This is a genomic window from Vibrio ruber DSM 16370 (genome assembly GCF_900163965.1).
Lineage (GTDB): Bacteria > Pseudomonadota > Gammaproteobacteria > Enterobacterales > Vibrionaceae > Vibrio > Vibrio ruber.
In genome coordinates this window covers 47,629-73,612 of sequence record NZ_FULE01000050.1, presented here as the reverse complement: position 1 = coordinate 73,612, position 25,984 = coordinate 47,629, and the positions used below count along the sequence as shown (strand labels likewise).

The following is a 25,984-nucleotide window of genomic DNA, read 5'->3' as shown; positions in this document are numbered from 1 at the left end:
TTCCCATTGAAGAAACAGCAACTTTTCACAATGACTGGAAAAGTGAGCCGATAATATCAAAAAATTGGCACAAAATTGAAATATTGTTAATGAGAATTACACATATGACAAAAATATCAGAGAAATATCTGGCAAAAGAGAATCGAATTGGTGAATGGAATCAATAGTTTAAATATGAGTAAAATCAAACACTAGAGATACTGAAGATGTGATACTAATCACATTAATGACTTCAACAAGCAAGATATTGTCTTTTTTATCACTAGTGTTTTATGTCGCAAAAATTACCCGAAGTATTCAAAAAGTTCGCATACGGAATGGTGTAACTCTTCAACGGAAATTTGACGGGTTGGGGTAATGAAAATGGTATCGTCTCCGGCAACGACGCCAAGAATGCCTTCTGACTTACCGAGAGAATCTAATAAGCGCGCAATGAGTTGCGCAGCACCGGGGCCGGTATGAATGACGACCAGCGCCGGATTATAATCAATATCAAGTACCAGTTCCCGCAGAGAACTTGAAACGGTCGGGACTCCTAATTCTGCCGGAAGACAGTACACCATTTCCATTTTTGCGTTGCGAGTCCGGACTGCACCGAATTTTGTGAGCATTCTGGAGACTTTGGATTGATTGATGTTCTCAAATCCTTCACTGCGTAAAGCCTCGACGATGTCACTTTGAGAGCCGAAGCGTTCTTCTTTCAGTAACGCTTTAAATGAGCGGACGAGTAAGTCCTGTTTATCTACGTTTTTCATAATTTACTTAGCAAAGACTTTAGCCAGTAGATGGCATCAGCCTTACGGTTATCAAAATTACCACACAAGATGAATAGCGACCTTATGTATCCTTTGAATATTTTCGCATAGTTATGCACAATGCTCCAACTGATTTAAAATTCAATATAGAGAATCAGTTGTCAGCTATTTTGGTATAAATGGATATATAAAGCATAACGTATTGTATAATCGATACTAATACTGTAGGGAAGGCTTGCTCAGGCCGATGCTTCAAACTGGTTCTTGCGTCACTTCGCAAAGCTAGCGCGAGCCAATTGTAATCAAGTTGTAATTGCTATAGCTTTTCCAGTTGCATAACTACCCTATAAAAGAAATATCGAGAGAACGCTCAAGGAGAATTACAAATGAAAGTCGCTGTTATTGGTGCCGCTGGTGGTATCGGTCAAGCCCTTGCTCTGTTATTGAAGAATCATCTACCTGCCGGTTCTGATCTTGCCCTTTACGATATTGCACCTGTGACACCAGGTGTAGCAAAAGATCTCAGTCATATCCCGACGCCTGTTTCAATCAATGGCTATTCAGGAGAAGATCCAACGCCAGCCCTTGAAGGTGCTGATGTCGTGTTGATTTCTGCGGGAGTTGCCCGTAAGCCGGGTATGGATCGTTCAGATCTGTTTAACGTGAATGCCGGGATCGTCAAATCTCTTGCTGAAAAAATTGCGGTCGTTTGTCCTGAAGCCTGTGTCGGAATTATCACGAATCCTGTTAATACTACTGTTCCTATTGCGGCGGAAGTGTTGAAAAAAGCAGGTGTTTATAATAAACGTAAATTGTTCGGTATCACGACACTGGATGTGATCCGTTCAGAAACATTCGTCAGTGAACTGAAAGGGAAAAACCCACTGGATGTGAATGTGCCAGTAATCGGCGGCCACTCAGGGGTGACAATTCTTCCTTTGCTTTCTCAGGTCAAAGACGTCTCTTTCTCTGATGATGAAGTTGCTGCCTTAACGCACCGTATTCAAAATGCAGGAACTGAAGTTGTGGAAGCAAAAGCCGGTGGCGGAAGTGCGACATTATCAATGGGGCAGGCTGCTTGTCGTTTTGGTTTGTCTCTCGTAAAAGCGCTTCAGGGTGAAGCCAATGTGATCGAGTGCGCTTATATTGAAAGTGATGGCGGACTGGCACCGTTCTTTGCTCAACCAATCAAATTAGGCAAAGATGGCATTGAAGAAGTATTGAGTTATGGCGAACTGAGTGCGTTTGAACAGCAAGCGCTGGACGGTATGCTGGATACGTTGAATGGCGATATTCAGCTTGGTGTTGATTTCGCATCATAATGATTCGATATACTGATTAGAATGAAAAAAGCTGGCTTAGCCAGCTTTTTTTTCAAGGAATAAACCGTGTTATTTAGTGCGATGTACCGCGAGATGAGCCAGTGAAATCAGCGCTTCTTTATATTCGTTGTCAGGAATAATCCGGAGTGCCTCAATGGCTTTGTCGGCTTCTTCTTGTGCTCTTTGCTGAGTGTAAGTCAGAGAGCCGGTCTGTTCCAGAATTTCAAGGATCGCTTCGAGGTGTTCCATACCGTTGGATTTTTCGATCGCATCCCGAATCATCTGCACTTGTTCGGGGACTCCGGTGCGCATGGCATGAAGTAGGGGAAGCGTCGGTTTTCCTTCGGCCAGATCATCACCGACATTTTTACCCATTTCATCACCATCTGATGTGTAATCCATCCAGTCATCAATCAGTTGAAATGCTGTCCCCAGATAACGGCCATAGTCTTGCAATGCTTTTTCTATATCAGCGTCAGACTCGCTGAGGATCGCACCGATCTGAGTCGCTGCTTCAAATAAACGGGCTGTTTTGGAGTAGATCACCTGCATGTAATTCTCTTCGGTGATATCCGGATCATTACAGTTGATCAACTGTTGGACTTCGCCTTCAGCGATAACATTCACCGCGTGGCTCATCAGCTCCAGCACCCGAAGTGAGCCAAGTTGGGTCATCATTTGGAATGAACGTGTATAAATATAGTCACCGACCAATACACTGGCGGCATTGCCAAAAGTTGCGTTGGCGGTGGCTTTGCCCCGTCTCATGTCCGATTCATCGACGACATCATCGTGGAGCAATGTCGCGGTGTGTATAAACTCAATAAATGCAGCGGCTTTAGTATGAGCCTCACCGGTATATCCCAGCGCACGGGCAGAGAGTACGGCTAGCAGAGGACGCAGGCGTTTACCGCCACTATTGATGAGGTAAAAACCAAGCTGATTGATCAATGAAACGTCAGAATTAAGTTGGGCAAGAATAGTCTCATTAACTTTTGCCATATCATCGGCAGTGAGCGCTTGGATAGCTTTAAAATCCATTGTAAATCCGGCTGAAGTTCGATATTTGTAAGGAAATAATGTTCTTTGAATCCGCTCATAATACACTAAAAAACAGCAATGAATACATGCTATAATGCTAGGCTCGAGAGAGTTTTGCCCTATGAGTTGTTTTTCGCCAATTTTTTAAAAATAGCGCTTGTTTTAAAAACAGCATTCGCGTAGAATCTGCGCCCTATTGATGATTAGTTTAGCGCACACCCAAAATTACTCAAATAGTAGGATGGCTGTGCGGAAAGAGCGGAGTAAAATATGTACGCTGTTTTCCAGTCTGGTGGTAAACAACACCGAGTAAGCGAAGGTCAAACACTTCGTTTAGAGAAATTAGACGTTGAAACTGGCGCAACTGTTGAATTTGATAAAGTTCTTCTGGTTGCTAACGGTGAAGAAATCACTGTTGGTGCGCCTCTTGTCGATGGCGGAAAAGTAACTGCAGAAGTTGTACAACACGGTCGTGGCGATAAAGTAAAAATCGTTAAGTTCCGTCGTCGTAAGCATTCTCGCAAGCAACAAGGCCATCGCCAGTGGTTCACTGAAGTGAAAATCACTGCTATCAACGCTTAACGTAGGAGAGTTTAACAATGGCACACAAAAAAGCTGGTGGTTCTACTCGTAACGGCCGCGATTCAGAAAGTAAACGTCTTGGTGTAAAACGTTTTGGTGGTGAGTCTGTATTGGCAGGTAACATCATCGTTCGCCAACGTGGAACAAAATTCCATGCTGGTACTAACGTAGGTATCGGTAAAGACCATACGCTTTTCGCTCTATCTGACGGTAAAGTGAAATTTGAAGTAAAAGGTTCTAAAAACCGTAAGTTCGTTAGTATCGAAGCTGAATAATTTTAGCTTCCTGATGAATTTAAAAGCCCTGCCATTTGGTGGGGTTTTTTGTTTATTGCAAGTTTGTGGATCCGCAGGCGATCCACTTAAAGAATGTTATAAATGATTTGCCCGGAGTTCTGCTAAAGTTTATAGCAAGAGCTTTAGGTAATATTGCAACGCAAATCATGCGGAGTGAAAAATGAAATTCGTTGATGAAGCTGTCGTAAAGGTTCAGGCGGGTGACGGTGGTAACGGCATTGTCAGCTTCTGGCGTGAAAAATTCGTCACGAAAGGCGGCCCTGATGGTGGCGATGGTGGTGATGGCGGGGATATTTATATTCTCGCGGATGAAAACCTCAATACACTGATTGATTATCGCTTTCAGCGCTTTTATGACGCGGAACGCGGCGAGAATGGCCGTGGCGGTAACTGTACGGGAAAACGCGGTAAAGACAAAGTGCTTCGTGTTCCGGTGGGAACCCGGGCAGTGGATATCCATACCAATGAAGTGATTGGTGAAGTCGCAGAGCACGGCAAAAAACTGATGGTTGCCAAAGGTGGCTGGCATGGTTTAGGCAATACTCGTTTCAAGTCATCGGTCAATCGTGCCCCAAGGCAGAAAACCATGGGAACGAAAGGTGAAGTCCGGGAAATTCGTTTAGAACTGCTATTGTTGGCTGATGTTGGCATGTTGGGTTTACCCAACGCAGGAAAATCGACATTTATTCGCGCTGTTTCGGCGGCAAAACCGAAAGTGGCAGATTATCCGTTTACCACGCTGATTCCAAGTCTGGGCGTCGTCAGTGTTGTTCCTGAAAAGAGCTTTGTGGTTGCTGATATTCCGGGGTTGATCGAAGGCGCTGCCGATGGTGCGGGGCTGGGGATTCGATTCCTGAAACATCTTGAGCGCTGTCGTGTATTGTTACATATGATCGATTTATTACCGATTGATCAAAGTGATCCGGCTGAAAACGCCAGAATCATTATTGATGAATTGCATCAATATAATGACAAGTTGTCACAAAAGCCACGCTGGCTGGTATTTAACAAAGTTGATCTACTCCCTGAAGATGAAGCTGACCAGATTATTCAGTCTGTATTGGATGAACTGGAATGGGAAGATGAATATTTCCGGATTTCAGCCATCAATAAACAGGGCACGCGTGAACTCTGTATGAAGCTGGCTGATTTTATGGAATCGTTGCCAAAAGAAACGTCAGAACGCACTGAAGAAGAAAAAGTCGAATTTATGTGGGATGACTACCATCAGTCGGCTATGAATAGTCCGGATGTGATTACCGAAGAGTGGGATGACGAGGATTGGGATGATGACGATGACGACGATGGTCATGTGATCTATGTCCGAGACTAATCAATGCATTTAATTTTTTAAACCGCGATTTTTATTGCGGTTTTTTTTGTCTAAATCATTTTCCAACGTATCATTTTCGGGCAAACTCTGAGTTTCGTATGTGATTGACGAATGGATTAGGTTGGGAAGGGAATCATGACATCGAAACAGAGAGCAGTCTCTCGTCTGATTGCTCAGGCGGGGCAGATGCTGTTAGCTCATGGAGCAGAGAGCACCTTAGTTGCGGATATCATGAGACGGATGGGGATTGCCAGTGACATGGATGAAGTCGAAGTTGCGCTGACAGCAAATTCACTGGTGGTAACGACCGTTTATCATGCGCATTGTATAACGACAGCACGTCGATGTCAGGACCGTGGCATCAACATGAAAGTTGTGACTGATATTCAGCGTATTTGTATCATGATGGAAAAAGGTATTGTTGATTATCAGCTTGCGCAACAAAAACTAAACCGGATCACCCCACAGCGATATAATCGTTGGTTGGTGCTCGTGATGATTGGATTATCTTGTGCAGCATTTAGTCGTCTCGCTGGCGGAGACTGGAGTATCTTTGCTGCCACTTTCGTTGCTTCTTCTGTTGGTATGTTCGTGAGACAGGAAATTGCTCACCGACATTTTAACCCGCTGCTTAACTTTGCCGCCACGGCATTTGTCACCTCTTTAATTTCAGCTCAGGCTGTCAGTTATCAATGGGGAAATAACCCGACTTTGGTGATGGCGTGCTCAGTATTAATGCTTGTGCCTGGTTTCCCGTTGATTAATTCAGTGGCTGACATGCTGAAAGGATATGCCAATACGGGGATCGCCCGGTTTATGATTGCATCGCTCCTGACACTTTCAACGTGTCTGGGGATTATTGCAGCAATGTTTGTGACAGGCGTTTCGGGGTGGTAATGATGAATATAGATATGGTGATGACGCTATTACTGGGATTGTTGAACGACATGTTCTTTGCGTCAATTCCTGCGGTTGGTTTTGCATTGGTTTTTAATGTTCCGGTACCGGCATTGAAATATTGTGCACTGGGTGGTGCGATTGGCCATGGTTGTCGCTTTCTATTGATGAAGTATGGAATGCCGATTGAGTGGGGAACATTTTTTGCTGCTACACTGGTCGGAATGATCGGGGTTCACTGGTCTCACCGTTTTCTCGCCCATCCGAAAGTATTCACTGTGGCGGCATTAATTCCGATGGTTCCGGGGGTTTTCACTTACCGGGCGATGATTGCGATGGTTGAGATCAATCATCTTGGTTTTACGCCGGAGTTATTTTCCGTTTTGATGGAAAACTTCCTGAAGGCGATGTTTATTATTGCAGGTTTGGCCGTTGGTCTCGCGGTGCCCGGCTTATTATTTTATCGTCGAAAGCCAGTTGTTTAGATTGCTTGCAGCACGAATCTCGCTAGAATAGCAGCTGTTTTTTTGATGTGACGGTGGTATTTCTATGATTATCAGTATGATTGCAGCGATGGCGAATAACCGGGTGATTGGTAAAGAAAACCAAATGCCTTGGCACCTGCCGGCAGATTTTGCCTGGTTTAAACGTTGTACGCTAGGCAAACCTATCATCATGGGAAGAAAAACTTTCGAGTCGATTGGTAAGGCGCTTCCCGGGCGGCAAAACATCGTCATCACTCGCAACCCTCAGTTTCACGCAGACGGGGTCGATGTAACTGACTCGCTTGAAAATGCATTGACGCTGGCAGGCGAGGTGGATGAAGTTATGATCATCGGCGGGGGAAGTATTTATCAGTCGGGTTTATCGCTGGCTTCAAGGTTATATCTCACCTATATTCAGGCTGAAATTGACGGGGACACCCGTTTTCCGGATATCGGTACTGAATGGCATGAGACTTATCGGGAAGCGTATCCCCAAGATGAGAAAAATGCTTATGACATGTCATTTGTAATACTAGAGCATAGTCATGAATGATCACTCGGGCAGAGCGGTTTAACGCACCTGAGTTTCTGTCACGGCGGGCTGGCTGAACAGTTGTTGATCTTCCCAGCGGATCATGGTCAATGAACCACCCCAGACACAACCGGTATCCAGTCCGATGACATCTTTTCTGACACATCCTTCCAATGCCGCCCAGTGACCAAAAATAATACGTTTTTCGATAGGGATTGCTCTTGGCAGATCAAACCATGGGCGCAATTGACTGGGGTCGACTTCAGAAGGTGGTAATTTACAGTCCATATCCAGAGCGCCACTGGGAGTACAGAAACGCATTCGGGTAAAGGCATTAATGATATAGCGGTAGCGTTCCAGACCTGACAGCGAATCATGCCACTGATTGGGCATATTTGCATACATATGTTCGATAATCCACGGCCATTGAGCACTCCGGAGTAGTGACTCAATTTCTTGTGCAGCCTGACGTGCTGTCGGCAGATCCCATTGTGGTGAGATACCGGCATGGCAGACGACAAACTCTGGATGCTCTTGCAAAAGGGGTTGGAACCGTAACCATTCGAGCAGCTCATCTCGGTCCGGAGCCTGAAAAATAGCTGCGGTGCGATCTTTCTTTTTCAGCGGATGAATGCCGAGCGCAATTGATAGCAAGTGGAGATCATGATTGCCTAATACAGCTTTGGCGGATGTTCCTAATGCTTTAATATATCGGAGCGTTTCCAGTGACTTAGGGCCTCTGGCAACCAGATCACCGGCAATCCACAGTTGATCATGCCGTGGGCTGAATTCAACTTGGGAAAGGAGTAGTTCGAGTTCGTCCAGACATCCTTGTAGATCGCCAACAATATAATTTGCCAATTCAATCGCTCCTGTTCGTTGCAAGCATTAAAACAATTCGTTTATCAATTTGTTTAGGTGATCAGTTTAGAATATGCGGTACATAGAGGCGAAAAGGGTCTATTTCTGCCGTAAACTCTTTTCCTTCGCTGTCATGCATAATGTACTGTCCTTGCATGACTCCAACCGGTGTTTCGAGAGCGGTTCCGCTGGTATAGGTATATTCGTCATTGGCTGCAATATGGGGTTGTTCACCGACGACACCATCACCTTCTACGGACATCTGTTTCCCGTTGGCATCTGTGATTAACCATCTGCGTCCGATCAGTTGCACCGTTTCCTGGCTGAGATTCTTCACCGTTATGATATACGCAAAAATATACCGATCTTGTTCCGGGAGTGACTGTTCGGGGATATATTTGGTATGAACTTGCACTTTAATGCATGGTTTGGATATATCCATATAATCTCCTTACTCGGCCGTGCCGCGGTTAGTACCGCGGCAATCATGCTGCTAGCTGTTGCTGTCGAGCCAATTTGCCATTGCGACAAACTGACTGAGGGACAGATTCTCCGGACGACTAGTCGGATTGATCCCTAGCTCTTCTAAGACTGAAACATCAAGTAGTGATTTATAACAGTTACGTACAGTTTTACGTCGCTGATTAAATCCTTCCCGACAGACTCTGTCGAGCCATTTAAGACTGGTTGCAGGATAAGGTAACTCCTGATGTGGTACAAGCCGGACAACTGCTGAGTCCACTTTCGGTGGCGGGACAAACGACTCCGGCGGTACTTCCAGTACCGGTACCACCTTACAATAATACTGAGTCATGACTGTCAGGCGTCCGTAGGCTTTGGTTCCCGGCCCGGCTGCAAGTCGGTTGACAACCTCCTTTTGCAACATGAAGTGCATATCCTCAATTTGATTCTGGAATTCAAACAAATGGAACATCAAGGGTGTTGAGATATTGTATGGCAGATTACCAAACACACGCAGTTTGTTTTGAGACTGTACCAGTTGGCTAAAATCAAAGTTGAGCGCATCTGCTTCGTAGATCGATAGTTTGTCTTTCAGGTCGGGGTGGTTTTTCAGCCGTTCGGCTAAGTCCCGATCCAGTTCTACGACGCTGAGTTTATCGACTTCTTTCCCGACCGGCTCGGTCAACGCCCCTAAACCGGGACCGATTTCAACCAGATTTTGTCCGGGCTTCGGATTAATCGCCGCAACAATACCATCAATGATATAAGGATCATTGAGGAAGTTTTGACCGAAGCGTTTTCGGGCTTTGTGCCCTAAGTGGACATCATTTTTTATCATCATTAATTACTTTGTTTGCTTATTTACTAATTCGATTGCTTGCTGTAAAGCTGTTTTCAAACTGCCGGTATCGGCAGTGCCGGTACCGGCAAGATCCAAAGCTGTGCCATGATCAACCGACGTCCGGATAAAAGGCAGCCCCAGCGTGATGTTGACCGAGCGGCTGAATCCCTTATATTTTAGTACAGGAAGCACTTGGTCATGATACATACCTAAAATTGTATCAGCTTGTTCGAGATACTTGTCATGAAATATCGTATCGGCCGGCAGTGGCCCGGTAAGGCGTATATTTTCTTCATCTCTCAATGCATTTAGTGTCGGTGTAATGGTTTCTATTTCTTCACTGCCTAAGCAACCATCTTCCCCTGCATGAGGATTCAGTCCGCACACGTAAATGTGTGGGTCATCAATCGCAAATTTCTCTTTCAGGTCTTTATGCAGGATACGAATAATGCTTTTAAGACGCTCGGTGGTGACGGCCTTTGATACATAAGCGAGAGGGATATGGGTTGTCACCAACGCAACCCGAAGCCCTTCTGTCGCAAGCATCATCACCACTAGCGGGGTATTTGATTTTTCTGCAAAAAATTCGGTATGTCCGCTGAAGGCAACCCCGGAACGATTAATCACACCTTTATGGACAGGGCCTGTGACGACGGCATCAAATTCACCGCTCAGGCAGCCTTCTGTGGCTCTTTCCAGTGTTTGCAGTACGTAGCGACTGTTGGTTTCATCAAGCTGTCCGGCAGTGACAGGCGTTGCCAGTGCGATATGTTCTACGACCAGTGAGCCAGCCTTTTGCGCAACCGGAGGTTGTGCAGGGTCATAATCATTGAGTGCAACATTGAGACCCAGCAAAGCAGCCCGTTGTTGTAATAGTGATTTATCTGCACAGACCACAATTTGATGTGACCAGTCTTCCTGAGAGAGTGCCAGCACTAAATCCGGACCAATTCCCGCCGGTTCTCCGGCGGTGACTACAATACGCTTAATTGTCATTTCCATTGTCCTTGAGCCGTTCAATAAAGGCACTTGCTTTCAGCTCTTGAATCCAGGTGCTGGATTCTTCATTAAACTTACGATTAAACAAGATTCGGTACGCTTTATTTTTCTGTGCGGCATCGGTCTTATCTACCTGACGACGCCCTAAGACCTCGACAATATGCCAGCCGTGAACGGTTTTAAATGGTTTACTGATTTGACCAACAGGCAAGGTCTCAATCTGATGTTTGAACTCCGGCACATAAATATCAGGTGACTGATAGCCAAGTTCACCTTGTTGTGATGCTGACCCCGGATCCTGACTGTATTGCTCAGCAAGTTCGCCAAAAGTCGCTTCTTTATTATGAATTTTCTGAATGAATGAGTTCAGCTCTTTTTTCGCACCCTCATCACTTAAAATAATGGAGGTTTTAAGCAGAATGTGACGTGCATTGACCTCCGTGACGGATACGGTTTGTAATCCTTTCACATCATCAATTTTCAGAATATGGAGTCCGACGCCACTTCTGAACGGGCCAATAATCGTCCCTTTGTTTTGCATCTTGATCTGATCAGCGAAAATGGTCGGCATTTCTTCTTTACGCATCCAGCCCCAGTCTCCGCCTTCGAGTGCTTTAGGGCCTTTGGAATAGGTGAGTGCCAATGTTCTGAAACTTTCGCCTTTGGCGAGCCGGCGGACTAATGATTTTGCCAGCGCTTCGACTTTAGACTTCTCATTGTCATTATCGATACGGAGCTGAATATGACTGATTTTGTACTGAACGGACGTATCTGTTTCTTGATTGAGAATATCTGCCAGCGAGTCTACCTCTGCCGGTAAAATATTAATTCTACGGCGCACAAGGGCATTACGTGCTTCAGAAATAGCGATCTCATCACGGATTTTTTCTCTGAAAGTCCCGTAGCTGACCCCGGCTTTTTCGATTGATTTTCTCAATTCCTGTACCGTTTGGTCATTCTGCTTGGCTATCTCTTCAATCGCCTGATTTAAACGATTGTCGTCGATTTTTACCCCGATACGGTCGGCTTCCTGCTTTTGCAGTGTGTCTGAAATGAGTTTATCAACCACCTGTGCACGAATGATATCGTCCGGCGGAAGCGTCTGATGGTGATGCGCAGCATTCGCTTTAAACAGCTTCATCTCTGTTTCTATATCACTGGTTAAAATCGCACTGTCATTCACAATCACGGCCATACGATCCAGTTCGACCGGGGTTGCATTGATGTTCAGACTATAAAGGCTGATGATTGTGATTAGAAAGTATTGCCACAGTTTCATCGAAAATCCTATTGATTAGGCATATATCTTAATATGCTACTGATTATTCAAAGATATAATGATTTACAAACGTTAATATGCAAGCAATAGGTTGGCACGATGGCCTCACTATTGCTCTGGGTGTATTGCATTAGTTACTTAGCACGAAGGGGCGTCCATAACCAATTGCATTCGACTGTAATTCATTGTTATGCGTCATATTCGTTCCCAAGCCAATGATACCGATATTGACACTCAGGTTGCTTTCATATCTTGCTTCGGCATCAGGGTATTGTTGAAATGAAGGGGTCCACTTATCCAGTTCCCGGCTGTACGTCAGGCCGATAAACCAACAGTCAGACAGATAAGTCAGGTTGGCCTGCCATTCTAATGGATTGTCTGTGGTGAGATCATAATAGTAGAGCGCCTTCGTTTGCCATTTCGGTGTGAGATTGTATTGTGCCACGACACCAAGTTGTGAAATGCCATCTTTGGTCAGAGAATTGACGTCCAGCGTGTCACCGACGGTATCTTCTATGTAATCTTGGGTGACATAGCGGTAGTTGGTCTGGATAAAGCCCTTATCATGCCGGTACTCAAGTGTGCTGTTAGACAACTGTACGCGAGAGGTATCAACATCATATTGGATACCACCATGATAGAACAGTGCGTCGTCATAGTTGAAATCCATTTCCACAGCCCAGGCCGAATAATCTGAGTTTTCGGTGGTTGAATTATTCAAGTTATTTTTAAGGCCTTTATCCAAATAGAATATTTGCCCAAAAGCGATATTTAAGCGTTCTTTATACTGATCGTCGAAAAAGCGCGATGCAGCCCCATAGCTAATTTGGTTGGCTGGGGCGACAAAGTCAACGCTACTGTATTTACGGCTCCGGAACAGACCATAGTAGTCGGTCTGTAACAGTGTCGTATCGTAACGGGCAATATCACTCTGGTCTCTCTTGGGAATATAAAGATATTGCACCTGAGGTTCTAGTGTCTGGGTATAACCATCTAAAACGACGGTATCCCGCTCAAGAATCAGGCCGAGATTTGAGCGAAACTCAGGGATATCTCTGGAGACATTTTCTTTATAGCCTTTAGAGGGATCAACGTTATCTAAATCTTGTTGATAATAGGTTGAAAGTAAGCGTGCCTCTGTTGTCCAGGTTCCCCAGGTTGCCCCGAGCGGAATCTTGATGCCGGGTTCAATATGGACACGGGTTGCAGAAGGGGCACCATTTTCATCAGTATCGAATCTTGAGACATGGCTAATTAAGTCAAAATCAAGATAGCGCATCAGCTCCGGGGCGTAATAGTTAAATGCAACCTGAGGCATTAATTTGTACGGTTGGTTACCCGTTGTCGTCAGGATCTGGAAGTCCCGCGTAAGCAGAGAAAGATCCCAGTTAGCTGAACGGTAGCTGACACTGGCTTCCTGAGTTAACTGGCCATCTTGCCGGGTGCCTATTTCTGAGCCCAGATCTGAAAAATAATCAATATCACTGACTTCGGCATAATTGACTGCAAGCGCCCAGGATTGATCATAAATGCCGTAATGAGTCAGTTGGAATCCCCAGCGATCATCTTTTTCCGGATATTTTTTATCATCCGGCAGATATTCATAAGTAATATCGCCCCTTCCAAAAGTATTCAAATAACGAAAATGGCTGTTCAGTTGGGTGCCCCGGTTTTCCATATATTTCAGATCGGTCTGCAAGTCATAGTTAGGGGCAAGGTTCCAGTAAATCGGAACATTCAGTTGAAAGCCGTCTTTTGAACCGAAAGAAAATGTCGGGTACAAAAATCCGGTTTTTCGTGTGTCCCCAATCGGCACTTGTAGTAATGGCAAATAGAATAGGGGAACGCCCAGTACTTCCATTCGGGGATTATAAAATGTTGCGGTTTCTTCATTCTGATCAATTGAAATACTGGATGCTTTTAAACGCCAGGCATTATCACCGTCAGGGCAAGACGTGATTGAGCCATCTTCTATCTCATACATTGCCTGACCTGTTTTGGCGACATAAACCGCATCACCGCGACCGGGCTGGCAGAGAAAGTGGTAATTGGTTTTTTCCAGAGTCAGCTGGTCGGTGTTGAGATTATTGGTTGCCCGCTCAGAGACGGCCTGAACTTCACCATCATCGAACTTGACATTCCCCTGTGCGACCACAATGTTATCTTTCTGATGCAGGGTGACGGTATCGGCACTCATCCGCTTTTTACCCTGAACGACGACAACATTACCAACGTATGTTGCTTTATCACCATTAACTGCTTCGAGCTTATCCGCTTCAACATTAATGGGTTGCTCATTCTGGTTGGTTGGTTCGATGTCTCCGGCACGGCACTGACCGATAGTAACCGTATTGCTTTGCGGAGCTGTTTCTGCATAACTATATGGGATAAAAAGTGCTGCACAGATCGACGCTGCTAGCAACGAACGAGGAAAGTCTGACATCTAGTTGTGTTATCCTGTTAAATTGAGTTGATTCGGATGATCAGCATCAGTTGAACTAAAAATGTCTCTAATCATAATGGAAATTCAATCATACAGCACTAGTAGACTGCGCAACTCGTAAAAAATTCATAGAATGAGAGTCAATAATGCATATTTTAGGCAAATTTTTGGGTACTTTTTTTGGTTTATTGCTGGGAGGGCCGCTGGGAGCCATTTTCGGGCTTTTTCTTGGACATCAGTTTGATAAAGCCCGGAGACAGTATCAAGGATCACCATTTTCTTCGGTCGGAGGTCATGGTGGTGCATCTCAGGAAGAGCGTCAGGAGGAGTTCTTTCGTGCCGCTTTTTCGGTGATGGGCCATGTTGCCAAGGCCAAAGGAAAAGTCACAAAAGAAGAGATTCGTTTAGCAACCATCATGATGGATCGGATGAATCTCAATGATGCGCAACAACGCTCGGCACAAGAAGCATTCCGTGAAGGAAAAGAGTCTGATTTTCCTTTGGAAGAGGTCCTTGAGCAAGTGATGCGCTCGACTGGCGGACGACGTGATTTAATTCAATTTTTTCTTGAATTACAGATTTCAGCAGCCTTTGCTGATGGGGAACTTCATCCGAGTGAACGGGATATTCTGCATAAAATTGCCCGGGGACTGGAATTCTCAGCGGCGCAGCTTGAGCAGCGACTGAGAATGCAGGAAGCGGCATTTCGCTTTCAACGTCATGCGAATTCAGGACAAGAGAGTTATCAAGACAATCGGCAGGGTGGTGGTTTCAACCAAGCCTATAATGCGAATCATCTGAGCGATGCTTATCATGTGTTGGGGGTGGATGAAACTGCTGATGCAAAAACGGTAAAAAGAGCATATCGGAAACTGATGAATGAACATCATCCCGATAAATTGATGGCGAAAGGTCTGCCACCGGAGATGATGACCGTCGCGAAAGAAAAATCTCAGGAAATTCAGCAGGCTTATGAGTTAATTAAAAAAGCCAAAGGTTTTTAAGTTGATCTGAGGTTGCGAGCGCAGCCAAACCAAAAAAAGCCACAGCAAATGCTGTGGCTTTTTTTTAAAGTGGCTCCCCCTGCGGGACTCGAACCTGCGACATACGGATTAACAGTCCGCCGTTCTACCAACTGAACTAAGGGGGAATAAACTTTTAAGACGTTCTCGTCTATGCAAATTGTGGTGCCGGCTGCCGGAGTCGAACTGGCGACCTACTGATTACAAGTCAGTTGCTCTACCTACTGAGCTAAGCCGGCTAAAATATGGCTCCCCCTGCGGGACTCGAACCTGCGACATACGGATTAACAGTCCGCCGTTCTACCAACTGAACTAAGGGGGAATAAACTTTTAAGACGTTCTCGTCTATGCAAATGATGGTGCCGACTGCCGGAATCGAACTGGCGACCTACTGATTACAAGTCAGTTGCTCTACCTACTGAGCTAAGTCGGCGCTTAATCATTTTCAAATTATTCATGGTGCCCGGAGGCGGAATCGAACCACCGACACGGGGATTTTCAATCCCCTGCTCTACCGACTGAGCTATCCGGGCAACGGGGTGTATTAAAAAGTTTTTCTCAGACAAGGTCAACAACAAAATGCAAAAAAAGTATCGTTTGTTGCTTTTATGCCCAAGTCCCCCAGAAATAGAGGTTTATTGAGATATCTTATCCGCAGGTAGCGGGAGAAATACGAGAAATTGTCCCTGAATTTTGTACGACTGAGCGGGAATTGAAAAGGGGAGGACTTACTTGGAAATGGATTTCGGTCACGGCTTTTGCTGAGCGTATAAAAGTGGCCAGAATGTTGAGCGCCGATTTTGATGACGTGAAAAATTCGGAATACAAGGGGAGGGAACCCGATAATAAAAAAGCCACAGCAATTGCTGTGGCTTTGAGAAAGTGGCTCCCCCTGCGGGACTCGAACCTGCGACATACGGATTAACAGTCCGCCGTTCTACCAACTGAACTAAGGGGGAAAAGATGGTGCCTCGAGGCGGAATCGAACCACCGACACGGGGATTTTCAATCCCCTGCTCTACCGACTGAGCTATCGAGGCATGGAATAAATGGTGCCGGCTGCCGGAGTCGAACTGGCGACCTACTGATTACAAGTCAGTTGCTCTACCTACTGAGCTAAGCCGGCACGATATTTATTCTCAATGCTTTTGCTTTAATCCGATTTATTGAGCACCAGATTAAATAAATTATGGTGCCCGGAGGCGGAATCGAACCACCGACACGGGGATTTTCAATCCCCTGCTCTACCGACTGAGCTATCCGGGCAACGGAGCGCTATTAAACGGATTTACACGTCAATCGTCAACTAGTTTTTCACGTTTCTATGAAAAAAGTGACCGTTTGCATGATTTTTGACCTTGTCGTTCACAATGCAGACGGTTTACTCACTCAAGATTCATTTATAGCTGTCCCGAATTAAACATCTCTTTGTAATGCGTTACTTTTTCCAGATAACGACGGGACTCTGAATTCGGATGTCTTTTAGTCAGCGCCCAGTAGACTTGATTGGGTTGCAGACGGTTGATTTTACTCAATGCCGTTTTTTTATTGCGGCTGAACGTACGGAGTACACCACCGGCACCACCGTTATAAGCAGAAATCATGCTGTATTCGAGAGACAGCGAATTTGCGACTGAATTCAAATAATCATGTTTTAAGATATAGAAATAGGCAGTTCCGGTGTCAATATTGTTCTCCGGATTGAACAGATATTCAGGAGAAGGTTGCCCAGAACGCTTTTTGATGCGTTGAAAGACATCTTTTCCTGCGGTTTTCGGCACGACTTGCATCAATCCATAAGCGTTGGCCCAGCTCACCGCGTAAGGATTGAAGCTGCTTTCTGTCTTGATAATGGCGTAAATCAAATCTTCCGGTATGCCATATTTTCGAGACGCCCGGCGGATAATATTGGCATATTTGTAGCTGCGAATTTCAACTTGATCTTCCACCATCGGAATTTCAACATAATAAGATTTTTTGAAATCGACCTGTTTGACTTGCAACTTATTTTTGATCAGGTAATCGGCAAATCGATTGGCTCGCCAGCTCCACTGAATCGCTTTATGATCTTGATCGACGACTTGTTTATAGAGGAATGGTTTGCCTTTGAGAACGATCTTCTCGGATGAGAACAGATCGACGTGTTTGGGATCATCCGGTGTCAGAAGGGTGGTGACGATCGCTTTTTTCAGATGTTCCAACGGTTCGGTCGTCGCGACAGTCTCGACAGTAATTTGTCCTTGATTGAAATTAACATCGGCACGGCTACGATAGTCGTCGATATATTTAACATAGTTTGTTTTGCCGGCAATTTTAATTTCTTTACTTCCCCAGCGATGTTCTATTTTCCCGGTGAAGCTGCTGATGAGGGCATCTAACGCGGCCGCATCTTTCATAAACTGGCCGGGAAGGGGGGCTAAATGCTTAGCAAAGCGATTGGTCGGTTCGTAGTTCACATCGTATATTTTTTCGATCAACTCGCGGCTACAGCCACTGGTGAATAATGGAATCACGAGAAGAAGCAGCATCCTGCGTCGGGTGGTTTGTTTCTTGAACGCAACACAGTGCGTCGAAAAAAAATGTCGAATCAAATTGATCATCAATAACACCTGTGCGGGGAAGTGTTCACACAATCGCAACTCTCGCTGATTGTGTGAACAACAATTTACGACTCACTGGGTGGTGTATAGCCTTCGATGTGAACTTCTTTACCTTCAAACAGAAAATTGACCATTTCCGTTTCAAGCAGTTGACGGTGTTGCGGATCCATCATGTTCAGTTTTTTTTCATTAATGAGCATCGTCTGTTTATGTTGCCACTCGGCCCATGCTTCTTTCGATATAGAATCAAAAATTTTTTTCCCTAATTCGCCGGGATAAAGTTGAAAATCCAGCCCTTCGGCTTCTTTCTTCAAACGTGCACAAAAAACAGTGCGGCTCATAAGGATATCCTCATTGTTTGGAGTTAAAAACTACTGATGTTATACCAGAGAGTCCAATTTCCTGCCACTTCAGCAGCCCTCAAGGTGACGGGTCAGGAATTTTTTTATCGGCGTCGGCAATCCAAGCTTGAATACTTCACTTTTTTCGACCCACTGCTGTTGGGGTTCCGTAATGCCCAAACGGTCGATCATCCAAACATTTGCATCCAGTTTATAGTGAGTAAATGTGTGTTTGAACGTGCCTTTCAGTTGTTTATGTTCACCTAACTGTTCGGGTTGCAGATGAATTTGTGGCAGACACCAGAGTGCGCCCCAAATCCCATCGCTTGCCCGTTTTTCCAGTAAAATCTTATTGTCTGATTCCACCCAGAGAAACTGCCCTGTTTTCGTCGGGATGGTTTTTTTCGGTTTGGGGGTCGGTAACTCATGCACTCGGCTATGTTTTAAAGCCAGACAAGTGTTCTGAAAGCAACAGTGTTCGCAGTCGGGATTCTTGGGTTTGCAGACCGTGGCACCGATATCGAGCAAACCTTGGGCAAAAGCTCGGTTATCGGTTTCCGGTGTGAATGTTTCGGCCAGTTGCCAGAGTTGCTTATCAACTGCTGAAGTTCCCGGAACGCCGTCAAGGGCGAAAAAACGACAGAATAGTCGTTTGACATTACCATCAACTATCGGCCCATAGTGATTATAGGCAAAGGAACGAATTGCACCGGCCGTATATCGGCCGACTCCGGGAATATCCAGCAGCGCTTCAAGCGAATCCGGAAATTGTCCCTGATGCTGAGTCATGATGTATTGCGCCGCTTTACGCAGATTTCTCGCCCGGGAATAGTAACCCAACCCTTGCCAGTGCTGCATGACGTCATCTTCCGTGGCCTGAGCCAGTATCTCAACACTGGGAAAACTCGCCATCCAGCGTTCGAAATAAGGAATCACGGTTATCACTTGTGTCTGTTGTAACATCACTTCAGAAACCAGAACACGATACGGTGTCGGATTGAGTTGCCACGGCAGATCATGACGTCCGTGAGATCGTTGCCAGTCGATCAGGTGTTGCTGAAATTGTTGTGGCGAGATTGGATATTGCATTTGCATTGCTGACTTTTCTTTTTGAATGAATGATTTTTATCAATGGCCGTTTAGCCCGTAGTAAGACTCTACGATTGTATCCATCTCAAGCGACGATGAACGCAGATCCTGATGAAATAACGCTGATTGCAGCACAGAAAAGTTGCGTTGTAAAACACATAAATTAAGCCGAATCCAATATAATTTTCAGTTCAGGACTTGAACAGACACGCATTCTTTGGATAATCACACCTCCTTATATCCGGGAGTGAGAAAACAGGCGAGAACCCCATGAGTGAAGTAACAACCAACGAATATACCGATGATGGTAAAGTCATGCGTAAAATTCGCAGTTTTGTTCGCCGCGAAGGGCGTCTGACCAAAGGTCAGGAAACTGCGATGAACGAGTGCTGGCCTGTAATGGGAATCGACTTTCAGCCGCAAAAACTGGTCTGGCAGTCTGTGTTTGGCAATGACAACCCTGTGGTACTTGAAATCGGGTTCGGTATGGGAACTTCTTTGGTTGAAATGGCTAAAAATGCACCACATCTGAATTTTATCGGAATTGAAGTTCATAGCCCGGGTGTCGGGGCTTGTCTGGCTGCTGTGCGCGAGGCGGGAGTGACTAACCTGCGGGTTATGTGCCACGATGCGGTTGAAGTCTTCGAGCAGATGATTCCTGAGCATAGTCTGTATCGGGTACAGTTATTTTTCCCTGACCCGTGGCACAAAAAACGTCACCACAAACGCCGGATCGTGCAACCTGAATTTGCGGCGATGGTGCGTCAGAAGTTGATTGTCGGAGAAGGTATTTTCCATATGGCAACCGACTGGGAAAACTACGCTGAACATATGATCGAAGTCATGAATCAGGCCCCCGGTTATGCCAATGTCGCGACCGATGGTGATTTTATCCCCCGGCCGGATGAGCGCCCGCTGACCAAGTTTGAGCAACGTGGCCACCGTCTGGGACATGGGGTCTGGGATATCCAGTTCCGTTGTATTGAATAATGCTGTAGTCGAGTCGCAGAGCCTGCGTTCACTCACCGCTTGTGATGAGTAGCCAATCACTAAAGTAGCCTAAATGAAACTGACAAACGAGATACTGACCGAGATATTAGATGAAGTGCGTCCGCTGATCGGACGCGGTAAAGTTGCTGACTACATTCCGGCACTTGCGCAAGTTCAGGCGGACAAACTGGGTATCGCAGTCCTGACCAATGAGGGCGAACTATTTCAGGCCGGTGATGCTGATGAAGGCTTTTCCATTCAATCGATCTCCAAGGTGCTTAATCTCACGCTGTCGATGGGGATCTATACTCCGGATGAAATCTGGTCACGGGTGAGGAAAGAGCCTTCAGGACAAGCATTCAACTCGATGATCCAGTTAGAGGTTGAGCATGGCATTCCGCGTAACCCTTTTATCAACGCCGGTGCCATTGTGGTTGCGGATATGTTGCAGACCCGTCTGTCAGCACCTCGCCAGCGGCTGCTGGAGTTTGTCTGGGCTTTAAGTGGTGATCAGAAAATCGTATATGACAAAGTCGTTGCCCGATCAGAGATGAAACACAGTGACCGGAATGCCGCCATTGCCTATTTGATGCGTTCATTTGGTAACTTTGAAAACCATGTGCTACCGGTACTGGAAAATTATTTCCACGGTTGTGCATTGAAAATGAGCTGTGTCCAGTTAGCGAAGACTTTCAGTTATCTGGCCAATCAGGGTGTCTCTGTGCTGAACCATAAAGCGGTGATTACCGCTGTTCAGAGCAAACAGATCAATGCATTACTGGCAACCTGTGGTCTGTATGATGAAGCCGGAGAATTTGCCTATCGGGTGGGGATGCCGGGCAAATCCGGGGTCGGTGGCGGTATTGTCGCGATTGTGCCCGGAGAGATGACTATTGCGGTGTGGTCGCCGGAACTGAACAGTTCGGGGAACTCGCTGGCCGGCAGCAAAGCACTGGAATTACTTTCCGAGCGTATTGGCCGCTCTATTTTTTAAGTGGTGATATCTTCAGGCGCAAGATTACACTTGTGAACACTCATTTTATGACTGATGTGCTGATGACGGGAATATCCTTATTCCTCATCAGCCATAAATTCTGCCAGTAAATCATTCAGAAACAGCTTGCCCCGTTCAGTGATTTGCAAGTGCAGATCGGTTTCACCGAGAAATCCTTGCTGTTTAGCCCGGTCGATTGTCGGTTGAACCGTTGTGAGCGGTAAGCCGGTCGTATCGACAAAGTCCTGTTTCGGGCAAGGCTCGATTAAGCGGAACCGATTCATAAAGAATTCAAAAGGGCGGTCTTTGGCCGACACCTCCGCTTCCTGATCCAAATAAGGTTTGAGTAAATTTAAATACCCCTTGGGATGTTTCACTTTGGTGGTGCGAATGATACTGCCATTCGCGCAACTGATTTTACCGTGTGCCCCGCAACCAATCCCGAGATAGTCTCCGAAGCGCCAATAGTTGAGATTGTGCTGACACTGGAATCCCGGTTTTGCATACCCGGAAATCTCATATTGAATATAACCGGCTTGGGTGAGTTTCTGATGTCCCTGCTCAAAAATATCCCACAACAGATCATCATCCGGCAGACGCGGCGGTTGGGAATAAAACAGCGTATTGGGTTCTATCGTCAACTGATACCAGGATAAATGCGGTGGATCTAAATCGATCGCCTGATCTAAATCTGCCATTGCCTGTGACAGTGTCTGCCCCGGCAGGCCGTGCATTAAATCCAGATTAAAGCTTTTCAGACCAATCTGATGTGCCAGATGCGCAGCTCGGATTGCCTCCTGCGAACCATGTATTCTGCCGAGCTTGGTGAGTTTTTCCTGTTCAAAACTCTGGACACCAATGGAGATGCGAGTGACACCTGCCTGTCGGTACTGGGCAAATCGTTCTGCTTCGATAGTGCCCGGATTGGCTTCCATCGTAATTTCAATATCCGGTTGAAAGGCTAATCTAGCCTGAACACCATCGAGTAGTCTTTTAATTTCGCCGGGGCTGATCAGACTCGGAGTTCCGCCTCCGATAAAGATGGAGTGCAGCTTTCGTGGCTGTCCTTGACCGGATGCGTCATGACTTGACGGCGCGCTGAGCTGATAGCGGTGGAGATCCTGATCAAGATCTTCCAGCAGGGCATCAATATAAGCCTGTTCAGGAATACCGGACTTCAGCGCATGAGAGTTGAAGTCACAGTAAGGACATTTTTGGACACACCAAGGAATGTGAATATACAGACTCAGCTTCGGCGGTTTCAGCATGGCTGTTGCTCATTCGGTGCTTGCATCGACTGTTGCCTGAACTGTTGTATCAACAGTTGAAGCGCCTGAGCGCGGTGAGACAGTTGTTTTTTTCGGGCCGGGGGCAGAGCGGCTGATGCACACTGCTCCGTGGGAACCCAGAATACCGGGTCGTAGCCAAACCCGTTGTTGCCATCGGGCTGATACAGAATTGAGCCTTCCCAGACACCGTGACACACCAGCGGGGTCGGATCCGCGGCATGTTTCATGAAAACTAATACACAGTGAAAACGTGCACTGCGTTGCGGTTCGGGGACATCGGTCATTGCGGCCAGCAACTTTTCGATGTTTTGCTGATCGGTGGCATCCGCACCCGCATAGCGCGCTGAATAAATGCCCGGTGCACCGTCGAGCGCGTCGACTTCAAGGCCGGAGTCATCGGCAATTGCCGGTAACCCGGTTTCAGCGGCTGCATGGCGCGCTTTAATAATGGCATTTTCGATAAACGTGGTTCCGGTCTCTGCAACCTCGGAGACATTGAGATCCGTTTGTGCGAGCACTTTAAAACCGAAATCGGTTAACAGATCAGACATTTCCCGGACTTTTCCCGGATTTCCGGTCGCTAAAACAATTTTCTGCATGATATAGATGCGCTTTCTGAGATAGGCAAATTGGGAGCATAGTGTACCTTGCCTCATTCACTTCCATCAATGGCAGATGACATCACCGGATGACATTGGTGTCCCGGGAAGAGACCGTTGCTCCTCAACTGGGAGCTTTATCAAAGCCAGAGTTTTGTCCGGAGTCAGAGTCACGATGCTGTGATATGCCTCCCATTTCATTCAGGCAATTTCTTGCTCGCCGGGCAACTTTTTGCTCGCCTTCAGGCAATAAATTGCCTGTAATAATCGATCACATAATATAATGAATTGATTTACTTACAGCGTCGCTCTTGGCACAACAGTTGCTGCTTTTATCTTATTGAATAAACAGGTTGATCCGATTTGGAACAGAGATCAACACGTTGAAAATCAACCCGACAGGTAAGCATTTTATTGCTTATTTTGTGGTGGGGTGATTGATAATAAGACAAAAGGCAATTCAAATGACAACGTTAGGTTTTCGCTTCACGATCGATGGTGTGCATGATGAGACGCTGGTGGTTCGTGAATATCAGGGAGAAGAGTCAGTATCGGACTCACTCAGCGGCGCAAGAGAACGTATCTACGGTTTTCGCTATCAAATTGAACTGGCCAGTCGCAATGCTGATCTCGCCGCCAAGCAGATTGTTGATAAAACCGCATTATTGGAAGTCATTCAAAACGGTGAGGTGACCCAGCAAGTCCACGGCATTGTGCGCCATTTCAGCAGAGGGGATACCGGACACTCTCATTCCTTTTATTCCGTCACTTTGGTTCCGGCATTGGAACGCCTCTCTCTACGCCGCAATAGTCGGATTTTTCAAGAAAAAAACATTCTCGATATTTTTAAGATCCTGTTTCAGGAGATGAACATCACTGACTATGTTTTTTCGGTCAAACGTGAGTGTGCACCGCGCGAGTTTTGTGTGCAGTACCGGGAATCGGATCTCGACTTCTTCCATCGTTTGGCAGCGGAAGAAGGCCTGATGTACACCTTCACCCATGAAAAGGGCAAACATACATTGGTTGTCACGGATAATAGTGAAGGATTTACGCAATTAGGATCACCTGTACCGTATAACGCCCTTTCCGGTGGCCACATGACGACACCTTATGTTTCGACCATGACGGAGCATTATCAGTCGGAAGTGAGCTCGATCGTGATGCAAGACTACAGCTTCAAAAAGCCGGATTATAACTTTGCACAATCGCAGGATGGCACAGATCTTAGTTATCAGTTACCTGACTATGAACATTTCGATCATCCGGGGCGCTTCAAAGACGATGCCAATGGTAAAGCCTTCAGCCAGATCCGACTGGAATATCTACGACGTACTGCGCATACCGCCAGCGGTAAAAGCAATGATGCCCGGGTGCAAGGTGGGGTGCGTTTTGAGCTCGAAGAACACATTGATTCAGCGATGAACCGAGAGTGGTTAGCGGTCTCTGTCAGTCATCAGGGGACTCAGCCACAGGCATTGGAAGAAGCCGGTGGTCATGGTGCAACGACTTACGCCAACCAGTTTACCGTGATCCCGAAAGAGACGCTTTGGCGAGCGACGCCCCAGCCGAAACCGCAAGTAGACGGCCCTTGTATTGCGACGGTTGTCGGCCCGAAAGGGGAAGAGATTTACTGTGATGAGCATGGCCGGGTCAAATTGCATTTCCCGTGGGATCGCTATGATCAATCCGATGAAAAAAGCTCCTGCTGGGTGCGGGTCGCGCAGGGCTGGGCCGGCGCTCAGTACGGCTTTATGGCCATTCCCCGTATCGGTCATGAAGTGATTGTGTCATTCCTCAACGGTGATCCGGATCAGCCGATTATCACCGGCCGGACCTACCATGCTACCAACGTAACGCCTTATATTTTGCCCAACCATAAAACCCGCACCGTTCTGAAAACCCAGACCCACCAGGGCGAAGGCTCCAACGAAGTCCGTTTTGAAGATCAGTCGGGTGTCGAGCAGATCTATATTCACGCCCAGAAAGATCAGGATATCGTCATCAACAATATCCATCGTGAATCGGTCGGGTTAGACAGTCACCGCCGGGTCGGACGTCATCTGTATCAGATGATTACTGAAAATGTTCATCGTCTGGTCGGCAAGAATGTCAATGAAGAGTTCGGACAGGATCATCATCAAAAAGTTGGCCGCAACGTTGTTCAACGCATCATCGGTAAACTCAGCCAGTTTATTTCCGGTGGTATTATCCAAAAAATCGAAGGGGCCTGGGTGGCTGATATTACTGCATCTGAAGAGAAAAAAATTGGTGCCAATCAACGGGTTGAAGTCAATAACGAAAGTTATCTCAAGGCGAAAAAAGTGATTCTCGATGCTGGCGATTCACTGACGATTCATGGGCCGGGCGGGTTTGTTAAAATTGATAGTGGCGGTGTTACGATCTCCGGCACGAAAGTCAAAATCAACGAAGGTGGCTCACCGGATAAAGGTACCGCACCAACGATGGTGAAACCGGATGAGACCAATAAACCACAAGAGCCGGAAGCTCCGGATCGGAGGGGGTAACCATGCCTGCAGCAGCAAGACTCGGCGACAACGGCTCAGGTCATGGCTGTTTTCCGGCGACGCCGATCATTGCCGGTAGCGGCGATGTCTCGATCAACGGTAAACCCGCAGCCCGTAAAGGCGATGCGATCTTACTGCATGCCTGCCCGTGTCCGCAGCTTCCTCACGGGATTCACGGCCGCAGTATCTCTGCCGGGTCTGCCAATGTCTCGATCAACGGCAAACCGGCAGCCCGGGTTGGTGATGCCATCGACTGCGGCGGCTCGGTCGCGGCAGGTTCCGGGAATGTATTTATCGGCGACACGCCGTACAAATCCCCGACACATGATTGTGGCGAAGGGGCCGCGCTGAAACAGTCGCCTTTCCTGCGTATCCAGCCACTTGCCGAAGCCCCGCCTTTTGAC

Annotated in this window: 24 protein-coding genes, 9 tRNA genes and 1 pseudogene; 12 read left to right on the top strand and 22 right to left on the bottom strand. The window is 46.5% G+C overall.

All coding sequences use genetic code 11. From position 1 onward, the window contains the following. Positions 1 to 284: 284 nt before the first annotated feature. On the bottom strand, positions 285 to 755 hold the full coding sequence (gene argR, locus VR7878_RS17680) for a transcriptional regulator ArgR (RefSeq protein WP_021019780.1): 471 nt from the start codon (positions 753 to 755) through the stop codon (positions 285 to 287). Positions 756 to 1,141: 386 nt separating this feature from the next. Between argR and mdh the strand changes: the two genes are divergently transcribed. Continuing rightward, positions 1,142 to 2,077, top strand: a complete 936-nt coding sequence (gene mdh / locus VR7878_RS17675; protein WP_077337341.1) for a malate dehydrogenase — start codon at positions 1,142 to 1,144, stop codon at positions 2,075 to 2,077. A 69-nt stretch (positions 2,078 to 2,146) separates the two neighbouring features. Here the strand turns inward: mdh and ispB are convergent, their stop codons facing one another. Next, a complete protein-coding gene (gene ispB, locus VR7878_RS17670) occupies positions 2,147 to 3,118 on the bottom strand; it encodes an octaprenyl diphosphate synthase (RefSeq protein WP_077337340.1) in 972 nt (323 codons plus the stop codon). A gap of 270 nt (positions 3,119 to 3,388) precedes the next feature. Between ispB and rplU the strand changes: the two genes are divergently transcribed. From rplU to folA, 6 genes are all read left to right on the top strand, one after another. After that, entirely contained in the window at positions 3,389 to 3,700 is a 312-nt protein-coding gene (gene rplU / locus VR7878_RS17665; RefSeq protein WP_021019783.1) for a 50S ribosomal protein L21, read from the top strand. Between the two features lie 17 nt (positions 3,701 to 3,717). Then, positions 3,718 to 3,975, top strand: coding sequence for a 50S ribosomal protein L27 (gene rpmA, locus VR7878_RS17660; RefSeq protein WP_021019784.1), 258 nt, complete (start codon positions 3,718 to 3,720; stop codon positions 3,973 to 3,975). A gap of 181 nt (positions 3,976 to 4,156) precedes the next feature. Next, positions 4,157 to 5,329: an Obg family GTPase CgtA gene (gene cgtA / locus VR7878_RS17655; protein ID WP_077337339.1), complete on the top strand. Its 1,173-nt coding sequence runs from the start codon at positions 4,157 to 4,159 to the stop codon at positions 5,327 to 5,329. A 135-nt stretch (positions 5,330 to 5,464) separates the two neighbouring features. Next, positions 5,465 to 6,226 (top strand): threonine/serine exporter family protein, encoded by a 762-nt coding sequence (locus tag VR7878_RS17650; RefSeq protein ID WP_059123285.1) that lies wholly within the window; start codon positions 5,465 to 5,467, stop codon positions 6,224 to 6,226. 14 nt (positions 6,227 to 6,240) lie between these two features. Continuing rightward, on the top strand, positions 6,241 to 6,711 hold the full coding sequence (locus VR7878_RS17645; RefSeq protein WP_370737103.1) for a threonine/serine exporter family protein: 471 nt from the start codon (positions 6,241 to 6,243) through the stop codon (positions 6,709 to 6,711). 64 nt (positions 6,712 to 6,775) lie between these two features. Then, positions 6,776 to 7,264, top strand: coding sequence for a type 3 dihydrofolate reductase (gene folA, locus VR7878_RS17640; protein WP_077337337.1), 489 nt, complete (start codon positions 6,776 to 6,778; stop codon positions 7,262 to 7,264). An 18-nt stretch (positions 7,265 to 7,282) separates the two neighbouring features. Here folA and apaH read toward each other — a convergent pair whose 3' ends face one another. From apaH to lptD, 6 genes are all read right to left on the bottom strand, one after another. Beyond that, positions 7,283 to 8,104 carry a bis(5'-nucleosyl)-tetraphosphatase (symmetrical) ApaH gene (gene apaH / locus VR7878_RS17635; RefSeq protein WP_077337336.1) on the bottom strand — a complete coding sequence of 274 codons (822 nt, stop codon included), beginning with the start codon at positions 8,102 to 8,104 and terminating at the stop codon, positions 7,283 to 7,285. Between the two features lie 61 nt (positions 8,105 to 8,165). After that, a complete protein-coding gene (apaG, locus tag VR7878_RS17630; protein WP_077337335.1) occupies positions 8,166 to 8,546 on the bottom strand; it encodes a Co2+/Mg2+ efflux facilitator ApaG/CorD in 381 nt (126 codons plus the stop codon). Positions 8,547 to 8,597: 51 nt separating this feature from the next. Further along, positions 8,598 to 9,407 (bottom strand): 16S rRNA (adenine(1518)-N(6)/adenine(1519)-N(6))-dimethyltransferase RsmA, encoded by an 810-nt coding sequence (rsmA, locus tag VR7878_RS17625; RefSeq protein ID WP_139344139.1) that lies wholly within the window; start codon positions 9,405 to 9,407, stop codon positions 8,598 to 8,600. A gap of 3 nt (positions 9,408 to 9,410) precedes the next feature. Beyond that, on the bottom strand, positions 9,411 to 10,403 hold the full coding sequence (pdxA, locus tag VR7878_RS17620; protein ID WP_077337401.1) for a 4-hydroxythreonine-4-phosphate dehydrogenase PdxA: 993 nt from the start codon (positions 10,401 to 10,403) through the stop codon (positions 9,411 to 9,413). Then, positions 10,393 to 11,685: a peptidylprolyl isomerase SurA gene (gene surA / locus VR7878_RS17615; protein WP_077337334.1), complete on the bottom strand. Its 1,293-nt coding sequence runs from the start codon at positions 11,683 to 11,685 to the stop codon at positions 10,393 to 10,395. Before surA ends, pdxA begins: the two co-directional genes overlap by 11 nt. A gap of 130 nt (positions 11,686 to 11,815) precedes the next feature. Next, positions 11,816 to 14,128 (bottom strand): LPS assembly protein LptD, encoded by a 2,313-nt coding sequence (gene lptD / locus VR7878_RS17610; RefSeq protein ID WP_077337333.1) that lies wholly within the window; start codon positions 14,126 to 14,128, stop codon positions 11,816 to 11,818. A 146-nt stretch (positions 14,129 to 14,274) separates the two neighbouring features. On the opposite strand from lptD, the gene djlA reads away from it, so the two are divergent. After that, positions 14,275 to 15,132: a co-chaperone DjlA gene (gene djlA / locus VR7878_RS17605; RefSeq protein ID WP_077337332.1), complete on the top strand. Its 858-nt coding sequence runs from the start codon at positions 14,275 to 14,277 to the stop codon at positions 15,130 to 15,132. A gap of 70 nt (positions 15,133 to 15,202) precedes the next feature. Here the strand turns inward: djlA and VR7878_RS17600 are convergent. From VR7878_RS17600 to mutY, 12 genes are all read right to left on the bottom strand, one after another. Beyond that, positions 15,203 to 15,278, bottom strand: a tRNA-Asn gene (locus VR7878_RS17600). 35 nt (positions 15,279 to 15,313) lie between these two features. Beyond that, positions 15,314 to 15,389, bottom strand: a tRNA-Thr gene (locus VR7878_RS17595). Positions 15,390 to 15,396: 7 nt separating this feature from the next. Further along, positions 15,397 to 15,472: transfer RNA gene (locus VR7878_RS17590), tRNA-Asn, on the bottom strand. Between the two features lie 35 nt (positions 15,473 to 15,507). Continuing rightward, positions 15,508 to 15,583 (bottom strand) — tRNA-Thr (locus tag VR7878_RS17585). A 24-nt stretch (positions 15,584 to 15,607) separates the two neighbouring features. Beyond that, positions 15,608 to 15,683: transfer RNA gene (locus VR7878_RS17580), tRNA-Phe, on the bottom strand. A gap of 350 nt (positions 15,684 to 16,033) precedes the next feature. Then, a tRNA-Asn gene (locus VR7878_RS17575) sits at positions 16,034 to 16,109 on the bottom strand. A gap of 5 nt (positions 16,110 to 16,114) precedes the next feature. Beyond that, positions 16,115 to 16,190 (bottom strand) — tRNA-Phe (locus VR7878_RS17570). A gap of 10 nt (positions 16,191 to 16,200) precedes the next feature. After that, positions 16,201 to 16,276 (bottom strand) — tRNA-Thr (locus VR7878_RS17565). 64 nt (positions 16,277 to 16,340) lie between these two features. Continuing rightward, a tRNA-Phe gene (locus tag VR7878_RS17560) sits at positions 16,341 to 16,416 on the bottom strand. A 134-nt stretch (positions 16,417 to 16,550) separates the two neighbouring features. Then, the gene (mltC, locus tag VR7878_RS17555) at positions 16,551 to 17,663 is read right to left on the bottom strand and encodes a membrane-bound lytic murein transglycosylase MltC (protein ID WP_235862908.1); all 1,113 of its coding nucleotides are present in this window, start codon (positions 17,661 to 17,663) and stop codon (positions 16,551 to 16,553) included. A gap of 152 nt (positions 17,664 to 17,815) precedes the next feature. Continuing rightward, a complete protein-coding gene (locus tag VR7878_RS17550; protein ID WP_077337331.1) occupies positions 17,816 to 18,091 on the bottom strand; it encodes an oxidative damage protection protein in 276 nt (91 codons plus the stop codon). A gap of 69 nt (positions 18,092 to 18,160) precedes the next feature. Next, entirely contained in the window at positions 18,161 to 19,180 is a 1,020-nt protein-coding gene (gene mutY / locus VR7878_RS17545) for an A/G-specific adenine glycosylase (protein ID WP_077337399.1), read from the bottom strand. A gap of 270 nt (positions 19,181 to 19,450) precedes the next feature. Here mutY and trmB point away from each other — a divergent pair, with 270 nt between their 5' ends. Further along, a complete protein-coding gene (gene trmB / locus VR7878_RS17540; RefSeq protein ID WP_077337330.1) occupies positions 19,451 to 20,170 on the top strand; it encodes a tRNA (guanosine(46)-N7)-methyltransferase TrmB in 720 nt (239 codons plus the stop codon). Between the two features lie 73 nt (positions 20,171 to 20,243). Continuing rightward, positions 20,244 to 21,164 (top strand): glutaminase B, encoded by a 921-nt coding sequence (glsB, locus tag VR7878_RS17535; protein WP_077337329.1) that lies wholly within the window; start codon positions 20,244 to 20,246, stop codon positions 21,162 to 21,164. 77 nt (positions 21,165 to 21,241) lie between these two features. Here glsB and hemW read toward each other — a convergent pair whose 3' ends face one another. Both hemW and rdgB read right to left on the bottom strand, forming a co-directional pair. Further along, complete coding sequence (hemW, locus tag VR7878_RS17530) at positions 21,242 to 22,432, bottom strand: radical SAM family heme chaperone HemW (RefSeq protein WP_077337328.1); 1,191 nt, start codon at positions 22,430 to 22,432, stop codon at positions 21,242 to 21,244. Beyond that, positions 22,426 to 23,052 (bottom strand): RdgB/HAM1 family non-canonical purine NTP pyrophosphatase, encoded by a 627-nt coding sequence (rdgB, locus tag VR7878_RS17525; RefSeq protein ID WP_077337398.1) that lies wholly within the window; start codon positions 23,050 to 23,052, stop codon positions 22,426 to 22,428. The genes hemW and rdgB overlap by 7 nt, the downstream gene beginning before the upstream one ends. Before the next feature lie 464 nt (positions 23,053 to 23,516). Between rdgB and tssI the strand changes: the two genes are divergently transcribed. Both tssI and VR7878_RS21575 read left to right on the top strand, forming a co-directional pair. Continuing rightward, positions 23,517 to 25,580 carry a type VI secretion system tip protein TssI/VgrG gene (gene tssI / locus VR7878_RS17520; RefSeq protein WP_077337327.1) on the top strand — a complete coding sequence of 688 codons (2,064 nt, stop codon included), beginning with the start codon at positions 23,517 to 23,519 and terminating at the stop codon, positions 25,578 to 25,580. 2 nt (positions 25,581 to 25,582) lie between these two features. Further along, a pseudogene (locus VR7878_RS21575) lies at positions 25,583 to 25,900 on the top strand (PAAR domain-containing protein); the annotation flags it as partial. Between the last annotated feature and the right edge of the window lie 84 nt (positions 25,901 to 25,984).

Coding starts and splice junctions, on each gene's coding strand:
- argR (WP_021019780.1), bottom strand. CDS start 755: ATGAAAAACGTAGATAAACAGGACTTACTCGTCCGCTCATTTAAAGCG.
- mdh (WP_077337341.1), top strand. CDS start 1,142: ATGAAAGTCGCTGTTATTGGTGCCGCTGGTGGTATCGGTCAAGCCCTT.
- ispB (WP_077337340.1), bottom strand. CDS start 3,118: ATGGATTTTAAAGCTATCCAAGCGCTCACTGCCGATGATATGGCAAAA.
- rplU (WP_021019783.1), top strand. CDS start 3,389: ATGTACGCTGTTTTCCAGTCTGGTGGTAAACAACACCGAGTAAGCGAA.
- rpmA (WP_021019784.1), top strand. CDS start 3,718: ATGGCACACAAAAAAGCTGGTGGTTCTACTCGTAACGGCCGCGATTCA.
- cgtA (WP_077337339.1), top strand. CDS start 4,157: ATGAAATTCGTTGATGAAGCTGTCGTAAAGGTTCAGGCGGGTGACGGT.
- VR7878_RS17650 (WP_059123285.1), top strand. CDS start 5,465: ATGACATCGAAACAGAGAGCAGTCTCTCGTCTGATTGCTCAGGCGGGG.
- VR7878_RS17645 (WP_370737103.1), top strand. CDS start 6,241: ATGGTGATGACGCTATTACTGGGATTGTTGAACGACATGTTCTTTGCG.
- folA (WP_077337337.1), top strand. CDS start 6,776: ATGATTATCAGTATGATTGCAGCGATGGCGAATAACCGGGTGATTGGT.
- apaG (WP_077337335.1), bottom strand. CDS start 8,546: ATGGATATATCCAAACCATGCATTAAAGTGCAAGTTCATACCAAATAT.
- rsmA (WP_139344139.1), bottom strand. CDS start 9,407: ATGATGATAAAAAATGATGTCCACTTAGGGCACAAAGCCCGAAAACGC.
- pdxA (WP_077337401.1), bottom strand. CDS start 10,403: ATGACAATTAAGCGTATTGTAGTCACCGCCGGAGAACCGGCGGGAATT.
- surA (WP_077337334.1), bottom strand. CDS start 11,685: ATGAAACTGTGGCAATACTTTCTAATCACAATCATCAGCCTTTATAGT.
- lptD (WP_077337333.1), bottom strand. CDS start 14,128: ATGTCAGACTTTCCTCGTTCGTTGCTAGCAGCGTCGATCTGTGCAGCA.
- djlA (WP_077337332.1), top strand. CDS start 14,275: ATGCATATTTTAGGCAAATTTTTGGGTACTTTTTTTGGTTTATTGCTG.
- VR7878_RS17550 (WP_077337331.1), bottom strand. CDS start 18,091: ATGAGCCGCACTGTTTTTTGTGCACGTTTGAAGAAAGAAGCCGAAGGG.
- mutY (WP_077337399.1), bottom strand. CDS start 19,180: ATGCAATATCCAATCTCGCCACAACAATTTCAGCAACACCTGATCGAC.
- trmB (WP_077337330.1), top strand. CDS start 19,451: ATGAGTGAAGTAACAACCAACGAATATACCGATGATGGTAAAGTCATG.
- glsB (WP_077337329.1), top strand. CDS start 20,244: ATGAAACTGACAAACGAGATACTGACCGAGATATTAGATGAAGTGCGT.
- hemW (WP_077337328.1), bottom strand. CDS start 22,432: ATGCTGAAACCGCCGAAGCTGAGTCTGTATATTCACATTCCTTGGTGT.
- rdgB (WP_077337398.1), bottom strand. CDS start 23,052: ATGCAGAAAATTGTTTTAGCGACCGGAAATCCGGGAAAAGTCCGGGAA.
- tssI (WP_077337327.1), top strand. CDS start 23,517: ATGACAACGTTAGGTTTTCGCTTCACGATCGATGGTGTGCATGATGAG.